Raw genomic sequence first — 20,752 nt, 5'->3', positions numbered from 1 at the left:
CTCCCCGATCCTCTTCCCCTCCGCACCCCCCTGTGGCACAACCGGGGCCAACGCGCGAAGGAGGGCTCTCGCAATGGCATTCGGCAAAGGCTGTCACCTGCATCTTATCGACGGTTCGGCCTTCATTTTCCGCGCTTATCACGCGCTGCCGCCGCTCACGCGCAAGTCCGACGGGCTGCCGATCGGGGCGGTCGCGGGCTTTTGCAACATGCTTTGGAAGTACATCGAAGACGCCAAGGGCTCGGACGCGCCGACCCATGCGGCGGTGATCTTCGACAAGGGCAGCCACACCTTCCGCAACGACCTCTACGATCAATACAAGGCCAATCGCGACGAGATGCCCGAGGAGCTGCGCCCGCAGATCCCGCTGACCCGTGACGCGACCAAGGCGTTCAACATCGCCTGCGAGGAACTGGCGGGATACGAGGCCGATGACATCATTGCGACGCTCGCCCGTCAGGGCCGCGAGGCGGGCGGCCGCGTGACGATCATCTCCTCGGACAAGGATCTGATGCAGCTTGTCGGCGGCGGCGTCGAGATGTTCGACGCGATGAAGAACCGCGCCATCGGCGTCGAGGAAGTCGAGGCCAAGTTCGGCGTCGGCCCCGAGCGCGTGATCGACGTGCAGGCGCTGGCGGGCGACTCAGTCGACAACATCCCCGGCGCGCCCGGGATCGGCGTGAAGACGGCGGCGCTGCTGATCAACGAATATGGCGATTTGGACACGCTGCTGGAGCGCGCCTCCGAGATCAAGCAACCCAAGCGCCGCGAGACGCTGATCGAGAAGGCCGACCAGATTCGCCTCTCGAAACAGCTGGTGACGCTCGACGATCAGACACCCATCGAGTTCACGCTCGACGATCTGGAAATCCGCGAGCCGGATGTCGACACGCTGATGGGCTTCCTCAACGAGATGGAATTTCGCACGCTGACCCGCCGCGTCGCGGAGAAATTCGGTGCCGAGCCGCCGGCCGCGCCGGAAGTCTCGGACGTGCCCGCCAGCCATGACAACGCAGCACCCGAGGTCGAACAGCCGCCCTTTGACCCGGACAGCTATGTCTGCATCCGCGATGCCGAGACGCTGACGCAATGGCTCGATGAGGCCCGCGCCAAGGGCTGGGTTGCGGTCGATACCGAGACGACCTCGCTCAACGAGATGCAGGCCGAGCTGGTCGGCGTGTCGCTTGCCATCGAGGCGGGGCAGGCAGCCTATCTACCGCTCGGGCATAGCAAAGGCGAAGGCGATCTCTTCGGCGGAGCCGAACGCGCCGAGGGGCAGATGGACCTCAAAGAGGCGCTTGCGCTGCTCAAATCCGTCCTCGAAGATCCGGCGATCCTGAAGGTCGGTCAGAACATGAAGTATGACTTCAAGATCTTCGCCCGTCACGGCATCCGCGTCGCGCCCATCGACGACACGATGCTGATGTCCTACGCGATGTTCTCGGGGCTGCATGGCCATGGGATGGATGCGCTTTCGGATCGCTACCTCAACCATCAGCCGATCCCGATCAAGGAGCTGATCGGCTCCGGCAAGAGCCAGATCACCTTCGACAAGGTCGAGATCGACAAGGCCACCCGCTACGCCGCCGAAGATGCCGATATCACGCTGCGCCTCTGGCAGCAGTTCAAGCCGCGGCTCCATCGCGAGCGCGTCACCACCGTCTACGAGACGCTGGAGCGCCCGATGGTCCCCGTGCTGGCCGATATGGAAATGGCGGGCGTGAAGGTCGACGCCTCGGTGCTGTCGCGCATGTCGAACGCTTTCGCGCAGAAAATGGCGCAGCTCGAAGACGAGATCGCCGAGATCGCGGGCCAGCCCTTCAATGTCGGCTCGCCGAAACAGCTGGGCGAGATCCTGTTCGACACGATGGGCGTCGAGGGCGGCAAGAAGGGCAAGACCGGAGCTTATGGCACCGGGGCGGACGTGCTCGAAGACGTGACCACGATGGAAGACACAAACCCGCAGGCCGCGAAGCTGGCGGCACGGGTGCTCGACTGGCGGCAAATCTCCAAGCTGAAATCGACTTATACGGATGCGCTGCAAACCCATGTGAACCCGGAGACGGGCCGCGTTCACACCTCCTATTCGATCGCGGGCGCGAATACCGGGCGTCTGGCCTCGACCGATCCGAACCTGCAGAACATCCCCGTGCGCTCCGAGGAAGGTCGCCGCATCCGCGAGGCGTTTGTCGCCCGCGAAGGCTGCAAGATCGTCTCGCTCGACTATAGCCAGATCGAGTTGCGCATTCTCGCCCATGTCGCGGACCTTCCCGAGATGCGCGAAGCCTTCAAGGACGGCTTGGACATTCACGCGGCCACCGCGTCGGAGATGTTCGACGTGCCGCTCGACCGGATGACGCCCGAAATCCGCCGCCAGGCGAAAGCGATCAATTTCGGGGTGATCTACGGGATTTCCGGCTTCGGTCTCGCGCGCAACCTGCGCATCCCGCGGGCCGAGGCGCAGGGCTTCATCGACCGCTATTTCGAGCGTTTCCCCGGTATCCGCAAATACATGGACGACACCGTGGCCTTCGCCAAAGAGCACAAATTCGTCCAGACCCTGTTCGGGCGCAAGATCCACACGCCCGATATCGGCGCGAAGGGACCGTCGGCGGGCTTCGCCAAGCGCGCCGCGATCAACGCGCCGATCCAGGGGGCAGCGGCCGATATCATCCGCCGTGCGATGGTGCGCATGCCCGAGGCGATCGAGGGACTTCCCGCGCGGATGCTGCTACAGGTGCATGACGAATTGATTTTCGAGGTCGAGGAGGCCGCGATCGACGATCTGATCAAGACCGCCCGGGCCACGATGGAAGGCGCGGCGGAGCCTGTGATGAAGCTCACCGTACCGCTGGTGGTCGATGCGGGCCAGGGGGAAAGCTGGGCCGCCGCTCACTGAGCCGCGGGCTGACGCACCAACAGATTGGTCACGCGCCGTGCAAACGGCGCGACGATCAGCACCGAAGGGTAGGAGAGCATCCAGCTGGACACCCAGCTTGCCACCCACAGCGCCGTGAAGTCTTCCACCATCCCCGTCGCGCGGTAGGTCGCGATACCCGAGACCAGAAACGACATGATCCCCGACAGGATCAGGCTGAAAATGAAATGCGCGTAGCGGGCGGGGATCATCGGGTCTCCTCCTTGGGCCGGAAAGTCAGTCGCTCGCATTTTGGTGATTGGACGTGAGCACGCAACGCACAAACCTGTGTGTTCATTCGCGCAGAGACACCGTCCCGCATTGACCCTGCCGCCCGGCAATGTTGAGACTGCGCATGCCTCCGGCGGGGATATTTGCGCCAAGCCGAATTGCACGCTTGGTCTTCGGCTTGGTCCAAATATCCCCCGCGGAGCGTCCCAACCGCGCCTCAGGCGCCGAAATCCGAGAAAGGCGCCCATGCCCCACGATCATCATCACCACCACAATCTGGACGATGCCAGTGACAACCGTGTGCTCTGGGCGGTGGTCGTCAATGTCGTGCTTACCTTTGCGCAGGTCTTCGGCGGGGCGATCGCGGGCTCGATGGCGCTGATCGCGGACGGGGTGCATAACTTCTCCGACGCCGCCGCGCTGGTGCTGGCCTTCGGGGCGCGCAAACTGGCCAAGCGCGGGGCGGATGCGGCGATGAGCTTCGGCTGGTCGCGCGCCGAGGTAATCGCGGCTTTCGTCAATTACATCGCGCTGATCCTGATTTCGGTCTGGCTGGTCGTCGAGGCCGTGGGGCGCATGATCCATCCGCCGCAGGTCGATGGCTGGATCGTGGTCTGGCTGGCGACGCTGGCGCTGATCATCGATCTGGCGACGGCGGCGCTGACCTATGCGCTTTCCAAGCACAGCCTGAACATCCGCGCGGCCTTTCTGCATAACCTCGCCGATGCCGGGGCCTCGGTCGCGGTGATCGTCGGCGGTATCGTGATCCTGCTTTACGATTGGCGGCTGGTCGATCCGATCCTGACCATTGGCATCTCGGTCTTCATCCTGTGGCATGTCGCGACCGATCTGAAACCGGTGCTGCGCATCCTGATGCTGGGCGCGCCGCCCGAAAAGGATTGTACGGAGGTGCGGGGCGCGCTGGGCGATGTCGAGGGCGTCGAGAGCGTCCACCACGTCCACCTGTGGCAGATCGACGAGAAGCGTGTCTCCGTCGAGGCGCATCTGGTGCTGGACGAGGGACGGGATTACGCCACGGTCATCGCGCGGGCGAAGGATATGCTGGCGCATCAGTTCGGCATCCACCACGCGACGCTGGAGCCGGAAAGCGCGAGCCTGGGCTGTGCCGATCACGCGGACCATGACGACCACGAAGATCATGGGCACGCAGATCACGGGCACTCAGATCATGCCCACGCGGGCCACCCGGCGCATTGAGCTAGCGCGGAAGCCAGCCCAGCGTTTCGCGCGTCTCCGCCTGCGGGGTGTATTCCGCTGACGCGTAGCCGTCGTAGCCATCGGCATCGAGCGTCGCGAAGAAACCTTCCAGATCGATCTTGCCCGAACCGGGGCCGCCGCGCCCCGGGGCATCGGCAAATTGCACATGGGCCGCACGGTGACCATGCTTCGCCCAAGCTCCCGCCACATCGCCGGTCAACATCTGCGCGTGATAGGCGTCGAATTGCAGATGCAGGTTCGGGGCGGCGACCGCATCGAGGATATCCGCCGCGAGATCGAAACCGTTCAGGAAATAGCCCGGCATGTCGATCGGGTTGATCGGCTCGATCGTCAGGCGCCGTTTCGGTGCGCGCGCCGCCGCCCATTTCAGGTTTTCGATATAGGTCGCACGGGCCTCCGCGCCCTCGGCCTTGCCCGCCATGATATGGATGACACGCGGTTTCAGGATGTCGGCGAAGCGCATCGCGCGGTCGAAATCGCGGCGGAAGCGGTCTTCCAGCCCCGGCACGGCGGCGAAGCCTCGATCGCCGCCCGTATAATTCGGCGGCGGCACGTTCATCAGCGCGAAGCTCAGGTCGTGACGGATCAGCTCGTGGCGCATCTCCTGCGCGGAGGCGTCGTAGGGAGACAGCACCTCGACCGCATCGAAGCCGGCCTGTTTCGCCGCTTTGAACCGTTCCATGAAGGGCAGTTCGGTGAAGAGGAAGGTCAGGTTCGCGGCGAATTTCGGCACGTTACAGCTCCGCGGCACGCTGGATCGGGAAGAAGCTGCCCGCGGACATCACGCCGGTCCAGTCCTCGCCCTCATGCTCGCGCGTCACGGCCAGATCGACGAGCCGGTAGAAGCTCTTGCGGTCGATCAAAGCCTCCAGCCCACGGCGCACATGCAGGTAGGGTCGGGGCTCGCCATCCTCGCTATGTTCCACCCGGATCGCGTGCTGGGCATCGGCCAAAACCACGTCGCCCACATTGGTCGTGAAGCGAATCGACTGGTCGTCGCCTTCGCCCTCGGTTGTGAAATCGACGGCGATGAAAGGCGCGTCCTCGACCCGGATACCGACCTTCTCGACCGGGGTGACGAGATAGTATTTCCCGTCCTCCAGTTTCAGAATCGATGAAAACAGTCGCACCAGCGCCTCGCGCCCGATCGGTGTGCCAAGATAGAACCAAGTCCCGTCCCGGCGGATCTCCATATCGAGATCGCCACAGAAGGGCGGATCCCACAAATGCACGGGCGGCGGGCCCTTTTTGCTGGCTTTCTTGGCCGCATCGGCGAGCCCGTCTGCCGTGGGGGAAGGGGTCGAAACTGTCTGTTTGTGATCCGTCATGTAAATTTGGCCGTTGGTCGGAGCGTGGATATCTGCTTTGCTGGGAAAGATAGGCATCAACGGGGAGAATGTCATGGCCGAGCCCGAAAAGCTGATGGAAGATATCGAACGACTTGGCGGCAAGCTCGCACAGGCGCGCGCGTCGATCGACCGGCGTTTCATCGGGCAGGACCAGGTGGTGGAGCTGGTTCTGGCCGCGATGCTCTCCGGGGGGCATGCGCTTCTGGTGGGTCTGCCGGGCCTCGGCAAGACACTTCTGGTCGAGACGCTGTCGACCGTGATGGGGCTGGGATCGAACCGCATCCAGTTCACGCCCGACCTGATGCCTGCCGATATTCTGGGCTCCGAAGTTCTGGAAACCGCGCCCGATGGCAGCCGCGCGTTCCGCTTCCTCGAAGGTCCGGTCTTCTGCCAGCTGCTGATGGCCGATGAGATCAACCGCGCCTCGCCCCGGACCCAATCGGCGCTCTTGCAGGCGATGCAGGAGCGTGAGGTCACCATCGCGGGCGAGCATCGTCCGCTTGGCCCGCCCTTCCACGTTCTCGCTACGCAAAACCCGATCGAGCAGGAGGGCACCTATCCGCTGCCCGAAGCCCAGCTCGACCGTTTCCTCGTGCAGGTCGACGTCGATTACCCGGACCGCGAGACCGAGCGCTCGATCCTGCTGGCGACCACCGGGGTCGCGGCGGAGGGTGCGCATACCGTCTTCACCCCGACCGAGCTGATCGAGGCGCAGGGGATCGTGCGGCAGATGCCGGTGGGCGAGAAAGTCGTCGATGCGATCCTCGATCTGGTGCGGCTGTGTCGTCCGCGCGAGGCCGAGGCGCCCGACTTCATCCGCGATGCGCTGGCCTGGGGGCCGGGGCCGCGGGCCGCGCAGGCGCTGATGCTGACCGTGCGGGCGCGTGCTCTGATCAATGGCCGCCTCGCGCCGACGCTGGACGACGTGCAGGCGATGGCCCGCCCGGTGCTGATCCATCGCATGGCGCTGAGCTTCGCGGCCCGCGCCCGAGGCGAGACGCTGGGCGATCTGATCGACCGCGCCGTGGCAGAGGTCACCGGGCCTCGCGCCGCCGGTGCTGCCGCTTGAGCGTAACCTCCGATACCGCAGCGCCGGGGCAATCCCCCGCGCTGAGCCTGCGCCGCGAGGCGGAAGGGGCGGCCTCTGCGCTGCCTCCGCTGCTGGTCGCGGCGGAGCATCTGGCGGCGACCGTCCAGATGGGCGCGCATGGCCGCAGACGCGCGGGATCGGGCGAGGAATTCTGGCAATACCGTCCCGCTCATGCGGGCGACGAACTGCGCTTCGTCGATTGGCGGCGCTCGGCGCGCTCGGATAGCCAATATGTGCGCCAGCGGGAATGGCAGCTGGCGCAATCGGTCCATCTCTGGGTCGATGACGCGGCCTCGATGCGCTTCACCGGGGCCGAGAGCGGGCGCAATGCGCGTGCCACCAAATCAGAGCGCGCCCGTGTTCTGGGCCTCGCGCTTGCGGTGCTGATGGTGCGCGGCGGCGAACGCGTCGGGCTGACCGGCCTGCTCGCGCCGCCACGTCCAGGCCGCGCGCAGCTGATGGAGCTTGCAGGCTTGCTGTCGCGCGAGGCGGGCGTGCAGGATTATGGCGCGCCCGAAATCGCAGGCGTTACGCCGCAGTCGCGCGTGGTGCTGCTGTCGGATTTCTTCGGTGATCTCGGCCCGATCGAGGCGGCGCTGGGCCGTCTGGCCGATCGCGGTGTGTCGGGCGTGATGATGCAGGTGCTCGACCCCGACGAAGAGGCCTTCCCCTATGACGGGCGCACGATCTTCCAGTCGATGGCGGGCGGGCTGATCCATGAGACCCGCAAGGCGGGCGATCTGCGGGCGCGCTATCTCGACCGGCTGGCCGCGCGGCGCGATCAGCTCGCCCGGCTCGCGCGCAGCGCGGGCTGGCAATTCTCGACCCATCACACGGGCGATCCGGCGCAGGCTGCGCTGCTGTGGCTTTATTCCGCGCTCGAGAGGGGGCGCTGATGTGGATGCTCGGCCCCATCGGCTTCACCGCGCCCTGGCTTTTGCTGGGGCTGGCTGCGTTGCCGATCATCTGGCTGATCCTGCGCGCGGTGCCGCCCGCGCCGATCCGCAGGCGTTTTCCCGGCGTCGCGCTCCTGCTGGGTCTCAAGGACGAGGAAGTGCAGGCCGCGCGCACGCCGTGGTGGCTGCTGGCGCTGCGTCTGCTGGCGTTGGCCGCCGCGATCATCGGTTTTGCCGGGCCAATCCTGAGCCCGCAGCGGGCCGTGCCCGGCACAGGACCGCTCTTGATCGTGGCCGACGGTAGCTGGGCCTCCGCGCGCGACTGGCCGCGCCGGGTGGAGCGGATGACGTCGGCGCTGAAGGATGCGCAACAGGCGGGACGTCCCGCAGCAGTGATTTCGCTGGCCGATCCGCCGCCCGCGCAGGTAAGTTTCACGGATGCGGGCGCGCTGATCCAGTCGCTGCCCGGTATCCAGCCGCAGCCCTGGGCCCCGCAGAGCTTCGACGCCGCCAATTTGCCGGAGGGGAATTTCGAGACGCTCTGGCTGTCGGACGGCTTGGCCCGCGACAGCCGCGCGGGCGTTCTGAATGCGCTGGAGGCGCGCGGTCCGGTCAAGGTCTGGCAGCCGCAATTGCCGGTCTTGGCGCTGGGGGCCGCGCGGATCGAGGACGGCGCGCTCGTCGTGCCTGCGCTCGCCTCAACCATCCCGCCCAGCCCGCGCGATGTTGCCGCCGTGGGGCGCGACCCGGCGGGGATCGAGCGGGAACTGGCCAGCCAGCCGCTGCAATTCACCGACAGCCGCGAGACGGAGCTGCGCTTCGATCTGCCGCCCGAGCTGCGCAACCGCATCACCCGGATCGAGATCACGGGCATGCGCTCGGCAGGCGCAGTCAGCCTGACCGACGACGCGGTGAAGCGCCGCAAGGTCGCGATCCTGTCGGGCGCGCGCGACCGCGAGGGGCTGGAGCTGCTCTCGCCCACCCATTACCTGCATCAGGCGCTCGCCCCCACGGCGGACCTGATCGAGGGTACGCTCGCCGATGTGCTGACCGCCGATCCGGACGTGATCATCCTCGCCGATATGGCCGATCTGCCGGAGCAATCGAAACTGCACGACTGGGTTGAAAAGGGCGGGCTGCTGATCCGTTTCGCAGGGCCCCGCATGGCCAATGCCGATCTCGATGCCGATACGCTTCTGCCGGTGCAACTGCGCGCTGGCGGCCGCTCGCTTGGCGGCACGATGAGCTGGGGCGATCCGCGCGCGCTGGCGCCTTTCCCGGAGAACTCGCCCTTCGCCGGGCTGCAAGTGCCCGACGATGTGACAGTGAAGGCGCAGGTCATGGCCGAGCCCACGCCGGACCTCTCCGAGCACACCATTGCCGCGCTGACCGATGGCACGCCGCTCGTGACCCGCGCCAAGATGGGGCAGGGGGCGGTCGTGCTGTTCCATGTCACCGCGAATGCCGAATGGTCGACGCTGCCGCTGTCGCTTCTGTTCCCGCAGATGTTGGAGCGGCTCGCGGTCTCTGCCCGGCCCGCCGCGCCGGAAGAGGCTGATCTCGCGGGCCAGACCTGGGTACCGCAGAAGCTGCTCGACGGGTTCGGGCGACTGCAGGACGCAGGGGCTGCCGCGGGCGTGCCGGGCGAGGAGCTTGCCAAGGCCGAGCCCGGGCCGAAGCTGCGCCCGGGCATCTACACCGCCGAGGACCGCTCGGTCGCGCTGAATGCTCTGCCACGCGGCGCGACGTTGTCCCCGGCAAGCTGGCCCGCCAATGTCCCCGTCGAAGGCGCTTTCGAGCAGCGCGAGATGCCGCTAAAAGGCTGGCTGCTAGGCGCGGCGCTGGCGGCGCTGCTGATCGACATTCTCGCGACGCTGGCGCTGTCGGGCAAGCTTTGGGGGCCGCGCGCGATGAAGGCAGCCGGCTTCGGGGCCGCCCTGATCCTCGCCAGCTTCGCGCCGCCGCAAGCCCATGCCGAGGATATGGATCCGGCGCGCGCAATCGAGGCTGCGTCCAACGTGGTGCTGGCCGCGATGCCCACCGGCGATGCCGAGGTGGACCGGGTGTCCATGGCGGGGCTGAAGGGGCTGTCGCAGGTTCTCAACCGCCGCACCACGGTCGAGCCCTCCGCACCGATGATGGTCGACCTCAAGAACGACGATCTGGCCGTCTTCACCTTCATCTACTGGCCGATCACCGCAGATCAGCCCGCGCCGAGCCCGATGGAATATGCCAAGCTGAACCGCTACCTGCGCGGCGGTGGCATGATCCTGTTCGACACGCGCGACGCCGATATCGCGGGCTTCGGCGAGGCGACGCCTGCGGGTAAGCGCTTGCAGGCGCTGGCAGCCCCCTTGGACATTCCGCCGCTCGCGCCGATCCCGGACGATCACGTGCTGACCCGCACTTTCTACCTGCTGCAGGATTTCCCCGGCCGCTACGACGGCACGATCTGGGTGGAGGCCCCGCCCGCCGATGCCGAACGCGCCGAGGGGATGCCGTTTCGCAACCTCAATGACGGGGTGACGCCGGTGGTGATCGGCGGCAATGACTGGGCCTCGGCCTGGGCTGTCGACGATCGCGGGATGCCGATGTTCCCCGTGGGCCGTGGCCGCACCGGCGAGCGTCAGCGCGAGATCGCGGATCGTTTCGGGGTGAACCTGATCATGCATGTGCTGACCGGCAACTATAAATCCGATCAGGTCCATGTGCCTGCGCTTCTCGAAAGGCTGGGGCAATGAACGGGATGTCGATCATCTTCGCACCGCTTCTGCCGTGGCAAGTGATCGCGGGCGCAGGCGTGGTGGCTGTCGTGCTGCTGGCGCTGGCGCTGTGGCGCGGGCTGAAGGGCTGGGCGCTGCGGGCGCTGGCGGCGCTGGTGCTGCTGGCGGCGATCGCGCAGCCTTCGTTGCAGCGCGAACAGACCGCGCCGCTGTCCAATATCGTGCTGCTGATCGACGACCGCTCCTCGTCGCAGAAACTCTCGGATCGTGTCGCGCAGACCGATACTGCGCTGACGCGTCTGCAAGCACAGCTCGACGCGATGCCCAATGTCGAGACGCGCCGGATCACCGTTCCCGACGGGGCCGATAATGCGGGCACCGAACTGGGCTCGACCCTGGCCGAGGCGCTCGCCGCAGAGCCGCGCGCGCGGGTCGCGGGCGCGCTGATGGTCACCGACGGGCAGGCCCATGATGCGCAGCTCGCCCCCGATCTGCCTGCGCCGCTTCAGGTGCTGCTGACCGGCAAGCGCAGCGACTGGGATCGGCGTCTCCTGATCGAGACCGCGCCGTCCTTCGGTATCATCGGGGAGGAGACTAATATCCGTCTCAAGGTCGAGGATATGGGCAACGTGCCCGAAAGCGCGGGCGGCACGGCTGACCTGACCATCTCGATCGACGGCAAGGATCCGAAAAGCTACACGGTGCGCACCGACCGCGATCTGGAACTGCCGCTGACGCTGACCCATGGCGGGCAGAACGTGGTGCAGTTCACGCTGTCGCCGACCGAGGGCGAGCTGACCGATCGCAACAATGTGGCGACCGTCCAGATCAACGGCGTGCGCGACCGGCTGCGGGTGCTCTTGGTCTCCGGCCAGCCCCATGCGGGCGAGCGGACATGGCGCAACCTTTTGAAATCGGACGCAGGCGTGGACCTCGTGCATTTCACAATCCTGCGCCCGCCCGAAAAGCAAGACGGTGTGCCGGTGACGGAACTGTCGCTCATCGCCTTCCCGACGCAGGAACTGTTCGTCGACAAGATCGACGAGTTCGACCTGATCATTTTCGACCGCTACGGCGCGCGGGGCATTCTGCCGTCCGCGTATTTCGACAATATCAAGGATTACGTCGAGCGCGGGGGCGCGATCCTCGTGGCCGCCGGTCCGGAATTCGCGACCGTCGAGAGCCTCTATCAGACCAGCCTTGGCGACATCATGCCCGCGCGCCCAACGGGCCGGGTTATGTCGGAAAGTTTCCTGCCGCGCCCGACCGATCTGGGGCTGCGCCATCCGGTGACAGCCGGGCTGGAAGGGGCGCCCGCGCCCGAGGGCGAGGATACGGCCGCCGAAAAAGACGGCCCGCATTGGGGCCACTGGTTGCGCCAGATCGAGCTTGCGAACCCCACCGGCGAGGTCGTGATGTCCGGCGCCGAGGGTAAGCCGCTTCTGGTGCTGTCGCGCGAAGGCGAGGGGCGCGTGGCGCTGCTGGCCTCCGATCAGGCATGGCTCTGGGATCGCGGCTATGACGGCGGCGGGCCGCAGCTCGAATTGCTGCGCCGGATCGCGCATTGGGAGATGAAAGAGCCGGAACTCGAGGAAGAGGCGCTCTATGCCGAGATCGATCCCGGCGCGCTCTCGATGCGGATCATCCGCCGCACGATGGAAGACAGCGCGCCGCCGGTGACCGTGACGCTACCCGATGGCTCGACCGAGCAGGTGCCGCTGACCGAGACAGCACCCGGCCGCTTCACCGCGCGTTGGACCGCGCCCGAGGCGGGGCTCTACCGCCTCAAGGACGGTGATCTGGAGCGTGTCGTGGCGATGGGGCCTGCAAGCCCGCGCGAGTTCGAACAGACGATCGCCAGCGGCGATCCCCTCTCCGCCGTGGTCGAGGCGTCGAATGGCGGCGTGACGCGGCTCGAGGACGGGGTGCCCGCCATCCGCGAAGTGCGCGCGGGTCGCCCGACATCGGGGCGCGGCTGGATCGGCATCACGCCGCGTGGTGCCACGGCCACGACCGATATCCGGGTGCAGCCGCTGCTGCCCGCCTGGGCCTGGCTGATCCTGGCGGCCCTGCTGACCGTGGGCGCGTGGCTGATCGAAGGGCGCAACCGGCGCGGCGGCGACAAGGGCGGGCCGACTGCAGCGTGATCCCTGCGGGGATTGCCCGGACACCGCTTCGCGTGTAGCAGGTGTTAGCGGTATCGGAACGCGATGACGGAGGAGAAAACCCTATGATCCTGAGCTGTGGTGAAGCACTGATCGACATGCTCCCGCGCGAGAGCGCGCAAGGCGAGGCGGCCTTTGCGCCCTATCCGGGGGGTGCGGTGTTCAACACTGCGATCGCGCTGGGGCGGCTCGGTGCGCGCTCGGGGTTTCTGTCGGGGCTGTCCGAAGACCTGTTCGGCAAGATGCTGATCCACTCGCTGTCCGATAGCGGCGTCGATGCGGGGCTTGCGGTGCGCTCGGACCGGCCGACGACGCTCGCCTTCGTGACGCTAACCGACGGCCATGCGAGCTACGCTTTCTACGACGAGAATACGGCTGGCCGGATGCTGAAGATCGAGGACATGCCCGAGATCCCGGCAGAGGTGAAGGCGATGTTCTTTGGCGGCATCTCCCTGCCGGTCGAGCCTTGCGGTGCGGCCTATGAGGCGCTGATGCTACGCGAGGCAGAGAACCGCGTGACCATGATCGACCCGAATATCCGCCCCGGTTTCATCGGCGACGAGGCGGCTTATCGCGCGCGGCTGGAACGGATGTTCGCCGTGGCCGATATCGTCAAGGTCTCGGACGAGGATCTACGCTGGATCGAAGGCCCGGGCACCATTCCCGATCTCGCGCGCGGGCTGCTGGCGAAAGGGCCGAAGCTGGTCTTCGTCACCGAAGGCGCAACCGGCGCGCATGGCTTCTCGAAGCACTGCGAGGTCTTCGTGCCCGCGCGCAAGGTCGAGGTCATCGACACGGTCGGCGCAGGCGATACGTTCAACGCGGGCGTTCTGGCCGCGCTGGACCGCGCCGAGGCGCTCGACAAAGGCGCGCTCGCTCGCGCCGAGGAAGGGCTTATCTCGGACTGCCTGAAACTGGGCGTGGCCGCCGCTGCGGTGGTCGTCAGCCGGGCAGGGGCCAACCCGCCCTGGGCGGACGAACTGGCATGAGGGCGCTGATCCAGCGGGTCTCCGAGGCCTCGGTCACCGTCGACGGCAATTGCATCTCCGAGATCGGGCCGGGCCTTCTGATCCTGTGCTGCGCGATGCAGGGCGATGACGAAAAGGTCGCCGAGAAGCTGGCTGAGCGGATCTCGAAGCTGCGCATCTTCAAGGACGAGGCGGGCAAGATGAACCGCGCGGTGGGCGATATCGGCGGCGCCTGTCTCGTGGTCAGCCAGTTCACGCTGGCGGCTGACACCTCGCGCGGCAACCGCCCCGGTTTCTCTGCAGCCGCCCCGCCCGAAGACGGCGATCGGCTGTATCAGCATTTCGCCCGGCACCTCGAATCTTTGGGCCCGCCGGTTCAGACCGGCGAGTTCGGTGCGGATATGAAAGTGGCGCTTCTGAATGATGGGCCGGTCACGATCTGGATGGACAGCGCCGACCGTCCCTGAGCGTCGCGCGGGCAGTCTTGCTCCCCTGAAAATCGCGGGCTATTGCAGGCCATGGCCAAGCTCTACTTCCATTATTCCACGATGAACGCGGGCAAGAGCACGATCCTCTTGCAAGCCTCCCACAACTATATCGAACGCGGCATGGAGACTTTCCTCGTGACCGCGCGGCTCGACAATCGCGCGGGCGATGGGCGCATCGCGAGCCGGATCGGCATCGGAGCGGAGGCGGCCTGTTTCACCGAAGGGACGGACATGGTCGCGCTGATCGAGGCGCGGCTGGCCGAGGGTCCCTGCGCCTGCATCTTCGTGGACGAGGCGCAGTTCCTGACCGAGACGCAGGTCTGGCAGATCGCCCGCGCGGTCGATGACCTGCGCGTGCCGGTGATGTGCTACGGGCTGCGGGTGGATTTTCAGGGCAAGCTGTTCCCCGGCTCGGCGGCACTGCTGGCGCTGGCCGACGAGATGCGCGAAGTCCGCACGATCTGCCATTGCGGCAAGAAGGCCACGATGGTGGTGCGGATGGGCCCGGACGGACAGGCGCTGCGCGATGGCGATCAGGTGCAGATCGGCGGCAACGAGACCTATGTCAGCCTCTGCCGCCGCCACTGGCGCAAAGCGATGGGCGAGGCGTAAGCCTCAGATCTTCTCGAGAACGACCGAGCCCACCGAATAGCCCGCCCCGAAGGAACAGATCAGCCCGATCTCGCCCGGTTTGAAATCGTCGGAATATTTCGAAAACGCGATAATCGACCCGGCAGACGACGTGTTGGCGTAATCCTGCAGGATATTGGGCTGCTCGCCCGGCTCGGGATCTCGGCCCAAGACTTTCTTGCCGACGAAGTCGTTCATCGTCTTGTTGGCCTGATGCAGCCAGAGACGGTGCAGTTCCTGGGGTTTCACCTCCGCATCGGCGAGATGGCCGAGGATGTGCTGCGCCACCATCGGCATCACTTCCTTGAAGACCTTACGGCCCTCCTGCATGAACTGCATGTCGCGGCGGTCGGCCACGCCATCGGGCCGGGTGCGGCGCAGGAAGCCGTTGTTGTTGCGGATGTTGTTGGAAAACTCCGTCGCGCAACGGGTGGAGCGGATCAGGAAGCCATGCGGCGCATCCTCACGCCGTTCGATCAGCGTCGCGGTCGCCACATCGCCGAAGATGAAGTGGCAATCGCGGTCGCGCCATTCGAGATGGCCCGAGGTGATCTCGGGGTTCACGACCAGCGCGCGGCGCACGGAGCCGGTGCGGATCATGTCGGCGGCGGCCTGAATGCCGAACGTGGCCGACGAGCAGGCGACGTTCATATCGAAAGCGAACCCGCCCGCGCCGAGAAGTTTCTGGATCTCGATCGCGACGGCGGGGTAGGCGCGCTCCATATTCGAGGCCGCGCAGATCACGAGATCGACGTCCTCGCCTTTGCGCCCGGCCTGCGCCAGCGCCTTGTTGCAGGCATCGAGCGCGATCTCGGCCATGATGCCCGGCTCGTCATCCGAGCGTTGGCGCAGGCGTGGATACATGCGCGTGGGGTCCAGCACGCCTTCCTTGTCCATCACGTAGCGCTGCTCGATCCCGGAGGCTTTCTCGATGAACTCGACCGAGCTATGCGGCTTGGCCTCGATCTCGCCCGCGGCGATGGCCTCTGCGTTCGCGGCGTTGAACAGGTCGGCATAGGCGTTGAACGCCTCGACCAGTTCGGCATTCGTGATGACGTGTTCCGGCGTATAGACCCCGGTCCCGGTAATGACGGCTTGATGCATCGGATCCTCCTTGGCAGAGCCTCCCGCCAAGGAGGTGAAAGGTCAAGACGACACGCGATTGGGCGGCGTGTTGCCGTCACGAAAGGCGATGAGATTGTCGACCGCCATGTGGCCCATGTCGTCACGCACCTCAAGAGCGGCGGTGCCCAGATGCGGAAGCAACGTGACGTTATCCAGCGCGCGCAGGGCTTCCGGCACATAAGGCTCGCGCTCATAGACGTCGAGACCCGCGCCTGCGATCGCATTGCCCTGCATTGCCGCCACCAGTGCGGCCTCGTCGACGATATCGCCGCGCGCGATGTTGATAAGATGCGCATGGGGCTGCATCTTCGCGATCTCGGTCGCGCCGATCAGGTGATGCGTGGCGGGGCTTGCGGGCACCGCGATCACCACGAAATCGGAAGTCGCGAGCAAGTCATCCTGGCTCAAATGCGTGGCGGGGAAGCCCGGATCGACGGGGGTGCGCTTGGTGTAAGCCACCTCCATGCCGAAGCCGAAATGGCAGCGTTTCGCGATCGCCGTGCCGATCCGGCCCAGACCGATGATGCCGACCTTCTTGCCCGAGACATGCTGGCCGAGGAATTGCGTCGGCGTCCAGCCGGTCCACTCGCCGCGCCGCACGAAGCGCTCGCCCGCCGAGGCGCGTCGCGCGCTCATCAGGATCAGCATCATCGCGATATCGGCGGTGGCATCGGTCACGGCGCCCGGTGTGTTGGTCACCGTGATGCCTTTCGCCTCGGCCGCGGCCACGTCGATGTGGTTATAGCCGACCCCGAAATTGGCCACGATCTTCGCGCGGGGGCTACCCTCGAAGGCCGCTGCCGTCACCTTGTCGCCCAAGGTCACAAGAAGCGCATCGTATTCGGCCAGCGCCGCGTGGGATTCCTCTTCGGTCATCGGCGCAGCCCCGTTGCGGAAGGTCACGTCGAACTCTTTCGCCACGCGGGCCTCGACCTCGTCGGTCAGCTTGCGGGTCACGAGGAGCTTCATCAGAACATCCTCCCGCCGATCGGCACGTCTTTGTCGGGCGTCAGCAGCACGACCTCGCCGGCCTCATCCGGCACGCCCAAGACCAGCGCCTCGGACATGAACGGCCCGATCTGGCGCGGCGGAAAGTTGACCACGCCGAAGACCAGCTTGCCGACCAGTTCCTCGGGCGCGTAATGCACCGTGATCTGGGCGGAGCTTTTCTTCACGCCGATCTCCGGGCCGTAATCGACCCAGAGCTTGATCGCGGGCTTGCGCGCCTCGGGGAAGGGCTCGGCTTCGGTGATCCGGCCGCAGCGAATGTCGACCTTCATGAAGTCGTCGAAGGAGATGGTCATTTCCCCAGCTCCCGGTTGCGCGCGATATTCGCGGCGACCGCTTTGCGCATCAGGGGCGGCATGCCGGTCTCGGGGTCCATCAGAACCTCCAGCGCCGCCGCCGTCGTCCCGCCGGGAGAGGTCACGTTCTCGCGCAGTTTCGAGGGCGTCTCGTCGCTATCCTCGGCCAGTTGCCCCGCGCCGCCCACGGTCGCCTTCGCGAGCCGCAGCGCCAGATCGGGGTCGAGCCCCTCGGCCTCGCCCGCCGCCGCCATCACCTCGATCAGGTGGAAGACATAGGCCGGGCCCGAGCCGGAGACGCCGATCACGGCGTTCATCTGTTCCTCATCGTCGAGCCGCACGACCTGACCGACGCCGGTCATCAGCGCATCCGCGGTGTCCAGATCGTCGCCGGTTGCGTTCGGATTGCCGACGATCGCGGTCACGCCACGGCCGATCGCGGCGGGCGTGTTGGGCATCGCGCGCACCAGACGCGCCTGCGTGCCCAGCATCTTCTCGTAGCCCTCTATGGTGATCCCGGCGGCGACGGTGACAAACAGAGTATCGCCCTCGGCCATGGCCGAGAGTTGCGGCAGCGCGTCCGTCATCATCTGCGGCTTCACCGCGACCAGAACGACAGCCGGATTCTCGGGCAGATCGGCGTTGAGATTCACGCCGGACTCTTTCAGCCAATCGGACGGATTCGGATCGACCACCCAGACCGAGGCTGCGGGCAGACCGCCCTTCAACAGCCCCTGAAGGATCGCGCCGCCCATGCGTCCGCAGCCCAGAATGACGAGGCCGCGGTCGGAAATCTTGTCAAAGCTCATGCTTCCCCCTTTTGGTTCGGGGGGAGATTAGGCGCGCCCGTAGGCCTCCGCAATGGCCACCTGCATCGCGTCTTCGGGATCGCGCTCGCCCCAGGTCGCCAGCTGGAAGGCCGGGTAGAACCGCTCGGAGGACACGACAGCCGCACCGATCAGCCGGTCGATCTGCTCCGGCCCGGGCAGCTGCCCGCCCGAGAGCACCAGCCCGTGCCGCCAGACCATCAGCCGCTGATCGGGCCAGAAGGTGAAGGCGCCGGTCCAGACCCGGTCGTTGATGCGGTTCAGAAGCTCGTAAAGCGCGCCCTCGCGGGCCGGCGGCGGGTCCATCTCGAAGGTGCAGATCAGCCGCAGCGTTTCGTCCATCGGCGACCAGGCGAGGGTGATCGAGTAGGTCCGCCACTGACCCTCGACCGCCATTGCGATCTGGTCATCGGTGACCCGGTCGAATTCCCATTCATGGGCTTCGGCCAGCGTCTCGACGATGTCGATCGGGTGGAGTTCTTCGGCGTACAGATAGTCTTCGCTCAGTGCCATGCTCGTATCCCCCTGCCTTTTTAGATGCCCGGGGTGCAGCTCCCCTAGGGCTTGTCGGCTTTACAAGGAACGGCGGTAGCAGCCGCCAGTCCCTACAAGATATCGTGTAGGCAGGTTGCTATTGTGTAAAGCAATTTCTGGTGGATAAGCCGGGTGGTCCCCACGAAATCTGGGGATAGTTCATCCACAATGCGGGGCGAATTGCGGATTGCTACACGCTAAGCATTTGAGATTGTTCGGAAACGCAAAAAGCGCCCGAAGAACGGGCGCTTTTTGAAGCGGTTTGGTGGAGCCTAGGGGGATCGAACCCCTGACCTCGTCATTGCGAACGACGCGCTCTCCCAGCTGAGCTAAGGCCCCGAACCGTGGCGTGGTATTTCGCGCAAGGCGCGCGCGTTGTCAAGCGGGCCGCCCGCGCCGCGCGCGAAAATTTCCGCATGATCCGCGTTACGCGGGCACCGAGATTTTCGACTTCACGAAATTGACCAGATCGCCTGCCGGGCGCGCCCCTGCGGCGCGGGCGACCTCGCGGCCCTTGGCGAACAGGATGAAGGCGGGGATGCCCTGAATCCGGTAGCGCTGGGTCGCGGTGGGGTTCACCTGCGTGTTGATTTTCGCCAGCCGCACATGCGGTGTCAGCTTCTCGGCGGCCATGTTGAACTGCGGCGCCATCGCCTTGCACGGGCCGCACCACGGCGCCCAGAAATCGACCAGCAGCGGCAGATCGTCCTTCTCGGCCTTGGCGAGCGTCTTGAAGTCGACTTCGGTCACCTTGTGCGAGACGAGCCAGCCGCCGCAGGTGCCGCATTTCGGATTCGCGCCCAGCTTCTCGGCGGGGACGCGGTTGGCCTGCCCGCAATCGAGGCAGGTCACACGGTAGCTTTGAGAGGATTGGGTCATGTCACCCCTCCTTTACATTGGGTTGCAAGATATATCGGAAACCCACTTCGGCTTTGCAAGGAGACGACATGACGCGCTGGAAAGAACTGAGCCCCGAACGCCAGATGGACCTTCGCGCCGCCTATGACATCGAGATGGCGCGGCAAACCAATACCTGTTCGCTCGACGAGAAGATCGCGCGCTTCGCAGAATGGCTCGCCCCGCAGGGCATCGCCTTCGGGATGGACGATCTCGCGAAAGGCTGACCCGCTCAGCGGCTCTTCAGGTAGAAGAGCGTCCCCCCGACGATCACCGCAGCAAGGACCGCCAGCGCGATCTTCCATGCCGACCACGGGCGATCCCCACGGACGCGGCCCGTCTGGGCGTTCACGACGAAGCGGTAGGAGCGGCCGCGGAACTTGTAGGCGGCGGTCCAGATCGGCAGCAGGATATGCTTGAAGGTCTCGGCCGAGAACTGCGGGTCCATCGCGCCGATCCGCTGCTCGTCGCCGCCGATATCGCGGCGAATGTCGGTCTGGATGACGCGGATCATCTCGGCCTGCGCGGCGTGATGGCCCTCTTGCAGTTGCACTGTGTAGCCCTCGGCGGTGAAGCCCGCGAGATAATCGCGCCGGTAGGGCTCCAGCGCGCCCAAGTCCCACGGGCGCAGCGCCTGCACGTAATCGGGCGGCAGCGAGCGCGCGGCGTAGATCACCACATCGTCGAAATCGCGCGCCACCTGACCCGAGACCGGCGTCCAGCGGATGCGCCGGACCTGCTCGGTGCGGGGGCCTTTGTCGGTCTGCACCGTGCGCGTGACGTAATAGGCGTCGCCGCGCTGGCCGGAATAGCGTGTGCGGGTCGCGGCGTCGAAGGTCCAGAAGGGCGCGTAGATGCCGGTCATGCGCCGCCCCTTGCGGGCATATTGCGACAGCCCATTGGGCGCGAACCACAGCGAGCCGAGCCATTTCGAGAGCGCCGCGCGCGCTTGGTCCTCGGTCAGTTGGAAGGGCAGCACCCCTTGCGGCTTGATCAGCCGCGTCGTGCCGGTATCGACCACCACGGGCGTCGCGCAGAACGGGCATTCGGTCGCGTGCTCGCCGTTTTGCAACTCGATCGAGGCGCCGCAATTGGGACAGGAGACAGTGCGGTGCTCCTCCATTTCCTGTTCGGGTAATTCGCGGGTCAGCGCATCGTCGAGCGGCAATTCGCGCAAGCGCGCCTCTCCGCGTCCGGTGGCGGAGGGAATGTCCTGCACATGGCCGCAATGATCGCAGACGAGCCGCGTCTGGCCCGGCGCGAAGCGCAGATCGGCGCCGCAGCTTTCGCAGTGATAGTGGCTCTCGCCGCGTGGGTCGGCAGGGGCGGCAGCAGCGCTCCGCCCCACTTTCGGGAAACCCAGCATTGG

General features: G+C 66.1%; 20 protein-coding genes and 1 tRNA gene. 10 read left to right on the top strand and 11 right to left on the bottom strand.

What is annotated here, in order from left to right; translation table 11 throughout:
- Positions 1–73: 73 nt before the first annotated feature.
- Complete coding sequence (gene polA / locus BMI85_RS03360; protein WP_078599500.1) at positions 74–2,899, top strand: DNA polymerase I; 2,826 nt, start codon at positions 74–76, stop codon at positions 2,897–2,899.
- Here polA and BMI85_RS03355 read toward each other — a convergent pair.
- Positions 2,893–3,129: a DUF2798 domain-containing protein gene (locus BMI85_RS03355; protein WP_078519707.1), complete on the bottom strand. Its 237-nt coding sequence runs from the start codon at positions 3,127–3,129 to the stop codon at positions 2,893–2,895. The two genes, polA and BMI85_RS03355, sit on opposite strands and share 7 nt — an antisense overlap.
- Positions 3,130–3,394: 265 nt before the next feature.
- Here BMI85_RS03355 and BMI85_RS03350 point away from each other — a divergent pair, with 265 nt between their 5' ends.
- Positions 3,395–4,366 carry a cation diffusion facilitator family transporter gene (locus tag BMI85_RS03350; RefSeq protein ID WP_078599499.1) on the top strand — a complete coding sequence of 324 codons (972 nt, stop codon included), beginning with the start codon at positions 3,395–3,397 and terminating at the stop codon, positions 4,364–4,366.
- A gap of 1 nt (position 4,367) precedes the next feature.
- Here BMI85_RS03350 and BMI85_RS03345 read toward each other — a convergent pair whose 3' ends face one another.
- Entirely contained in the window at positions 4,368–5,120 is a 753-nt protein-coding gene (locus BMI85_RS03345; protein ID WP_078599498.1) for a TIM barrel protein, read from the bottom strand.
- Position 5,121: 1 nt separating this feature from the next.
- Positions 5,122–5,715, bottom strand: coding sequence for a DUF1285 domain-containing protein (locus BMI85_RS03340; protein ID WP_078599497.1), 594 nt, complete (start codon positions 5,713–5,715; stop codon positions 5,122–5,124).
- 73 nt (positions 5,716–5,788) lie between these two features.
- Between BMI85_RS03340 and BMI85_RS03335 the strand changes: the two genes are divergently transcribed.
- From BMI85_RS03335 to BMI85_RS03305, 7 genes are all read left to right on the top strand, one after another.
- Positions 5,789–6,805, top strand: coding sequence for a MoxR family ATPase (locus tag BMI85_RS03335; protein ID WP_078599496.1), 1,017 nt, complete (start codon positions 5,789–5,791; stop codon positions 6,803–6,805).
- The gene (locus BMI85_RS03330) at positions 6,802–7,722 is read left to right on the top strand and encodes a DUF58 domain-containing protein (protein ID WP_246832471.1); all 921 of its coding nucleotides are present in this window, start codon (positions 6,802–6,804) and stop codon (positions 7,720–7,722) included. The genes BMI85_RS03335 and BMI85_RS03330 overlap by 4 nt, the downstream gene beginning before the upstream one ends.
- Entirely contained in the window at positions 7,722–10,463 is a 2,742-nt protein-coding gene (locus BMI85_RS03325) for a DUF4159 domain-containing protein (RefSeq protein ID WP_078599495.1), read from the top strand. Before BMI85_RS03330 ends, BMI85_RS03325 begins: the two co-directional genes overlap by 1 nt.
- Complete coding sequence (locus tag BMI85_RS03320) at positions 10,460–12,592, top strand: hypothetical protein (protein WP_078599494.1); 2,133 nt, start codon at positions 10,460–10,462, stop codon at positions 12,590–12,592. Before BMI85_RS03325 ends, BMI85_RS03320 begins: the two co-directional genes overlap by 4 nt.
- A gap of 83 nt (positions 12,593–12,675) precedes the next feature.
- Positions 12,676–13,599: a carbohydrate kinase gene (locus tag BMI85_RS03315; RefSeq protein ID WP_078599493.1), complete on the top strand. Its 924-nt coding sequence runs from the start codon at positions 12,676–12,678 to the stop codon at positions 13,597–13,599.
- Positions 13,596–14,045 (top strand): D-aminoacyl-tRNA deacylase, encoded by a 450-nt coding sequence (gene dtd / locus BMI85_RS03310; protein ID WP_078599492.1) that lies wholly within the window; start codon positions 13,596–13,598, stop codon positions 14,043–14,045. The genes BMI85_RS03315 and dtd overlap by 4 nt, the downstream gene beginning before the upstream one ends.
- A gap of 51 nt (positions 14,046–14,096) precedes the next feature.
- Positions 14,097–14,678 carry a thymidine kinase gene (locus BMI85_RS03305; RefSeq protein WP_078599491.1) on the top strand — a complete coding sequence of 194 codons (582 nt, stop codon included), beginning with the start codon at positions 14,097–14,099 and terminating at the stop codon, positions 14,676–14,678.
- A 3-nt stretch (positions 14,679–14,681) separates the two neighbouring features.
- Here BMI85_RS03305 and BMI85_RS03300 read toward each other — a convergent pair whose 3' ends face one another.
- The 7 genes from BMI85_RS03300 to BMI85_RS03270 all read right to left on the bottom strand — a co-directional run bounded on the left by BMI85_RS03300 (position 14,682) and on the right by BMI85_RS03270 (position 19,365).
- The gene (locus BMI85_RS03300; protein WP_078599490.1) at positions 14,682–15,800 is read right to left on the bottom strand and encodes a beta-ketoacyl-ACP synthase III; all 1,119 of its coding nucleotides are present in this window, start codon (positions 15,798–15,800) and stop codon (positions 14,682–14,684) included.
- Between the two features lie 42 nt (positions 15,801–15,842).
- On the bottom strand, positions 15,843–16,790 hold the full coding sequence (locus BMI85_RS03295) for a D-glycerate dehydrogenase (protein WP_078599489.1): 948 nt from the start codon (positions 16,788–16,790) through the stop codon (positions 15,843–15,845).
- Positions 16,790–17,125: a tRNA-binding protein gene (locus BMI85_RS03290; protein ID WP_078519696.1), complete on the bottom strand. Its 336-nt coding sequence runs from the start codon at positions 17,123–17,125 to the stop codon at positions 16,790–16,792. Before BMI85_RS03290 ends, BMI85_RS03295 begins: the two co-directional genes overlap by 1 nt.
- Entirely contained in the window at positions 17,122–17,934 is an 813-nt protein-coding gene (gene proC, locus BMI85_RS03285; RefSeq protein ID WP_078599488.1) for a pyrroline-5-carboxylate reductase, read from the bottom strand. The genes BMI85_RS03290 and proC overlap by 4 nt, the downstream gene beginning before the upstream one ends.
- A gap of 27 nt (positions 17,935–17,961) precedes the next feature.
- Complete coding sequence (locus BMI85_RS03280) at positions 17,962–18,465, bottom strand: YbjN domain-containing protein (protein ID WP_078519694.1); 504 nt, start codon at positions 18,463–18,465, stop codon at positions 17,962–17,964.
- 284 nt (positions 18,466–18,749) lie between these two features.
- Positions 18,750–18,825: transfer RNA gene (locus BMI85_RS03275), tRNA-Ala, on the bottom strand.
- An 87-nt stretch (positions 18,826–18,912) separates the two neighbouring features.
- Positions 18,913–19,365 (bottom strand): thioredoxin domain-containing protein, encoded by a 453-nt coding sequence (locus BMI85_RS03270; protein ID WP_078539752.1) that lies wholly within the window; start codon positions 19,363–19,365, stop codon positions 18,913–18,915.
- A gap of 68 nt (positions 19,366–19,433) precedes the next feature.
- Here BMI85_RS03270 and BMI85_RS21320 point away from each other — a divergent pair, with 68 nt between their 5' ends.
- A complete protein-coding gene (locus BMI85_RS21320; protein ID WP_158522074.1) occupies positions 19,434–19,610 on the top strand; it encodes a hypothetical protein in 177 nt (58 codons plus the stop codon).
- A 5-nt stretch (positions 19,611–19,615) separates the two neighbouring features.
- Here BMI85_RS21320 and BMI85_RS03265 read toward each other — a convergent pair whose 3' ends face one another.
- Positions 19,616–20,749, bottom strand: coding sequence for a zinc ribbon domain-containing protein (locus BMI85_RS03265; RefSeq protein WP_078599487.1), 1,134 nt, complete (start codon positions 20,747–20,749; stop codon positions 19,616–19,618).
- Positions 20,750–20,752: the final 3 nt, after the last annotated feature.

It is taken from the genome of Thioclava sp. DLFJ4-1 (genome assembly GCF_002020145.1).
GTDB classification, from domain to species: domain Bacteria; phylum Pseudomonadota; class Alphaproteobacteria; order Rhodobacterales; family Rhodobacteraceae; genus Thioclava; species Thioclava sediminum.
This window is presented reverse-complemented; position numbering and strand designations above follow the sequence as displayed.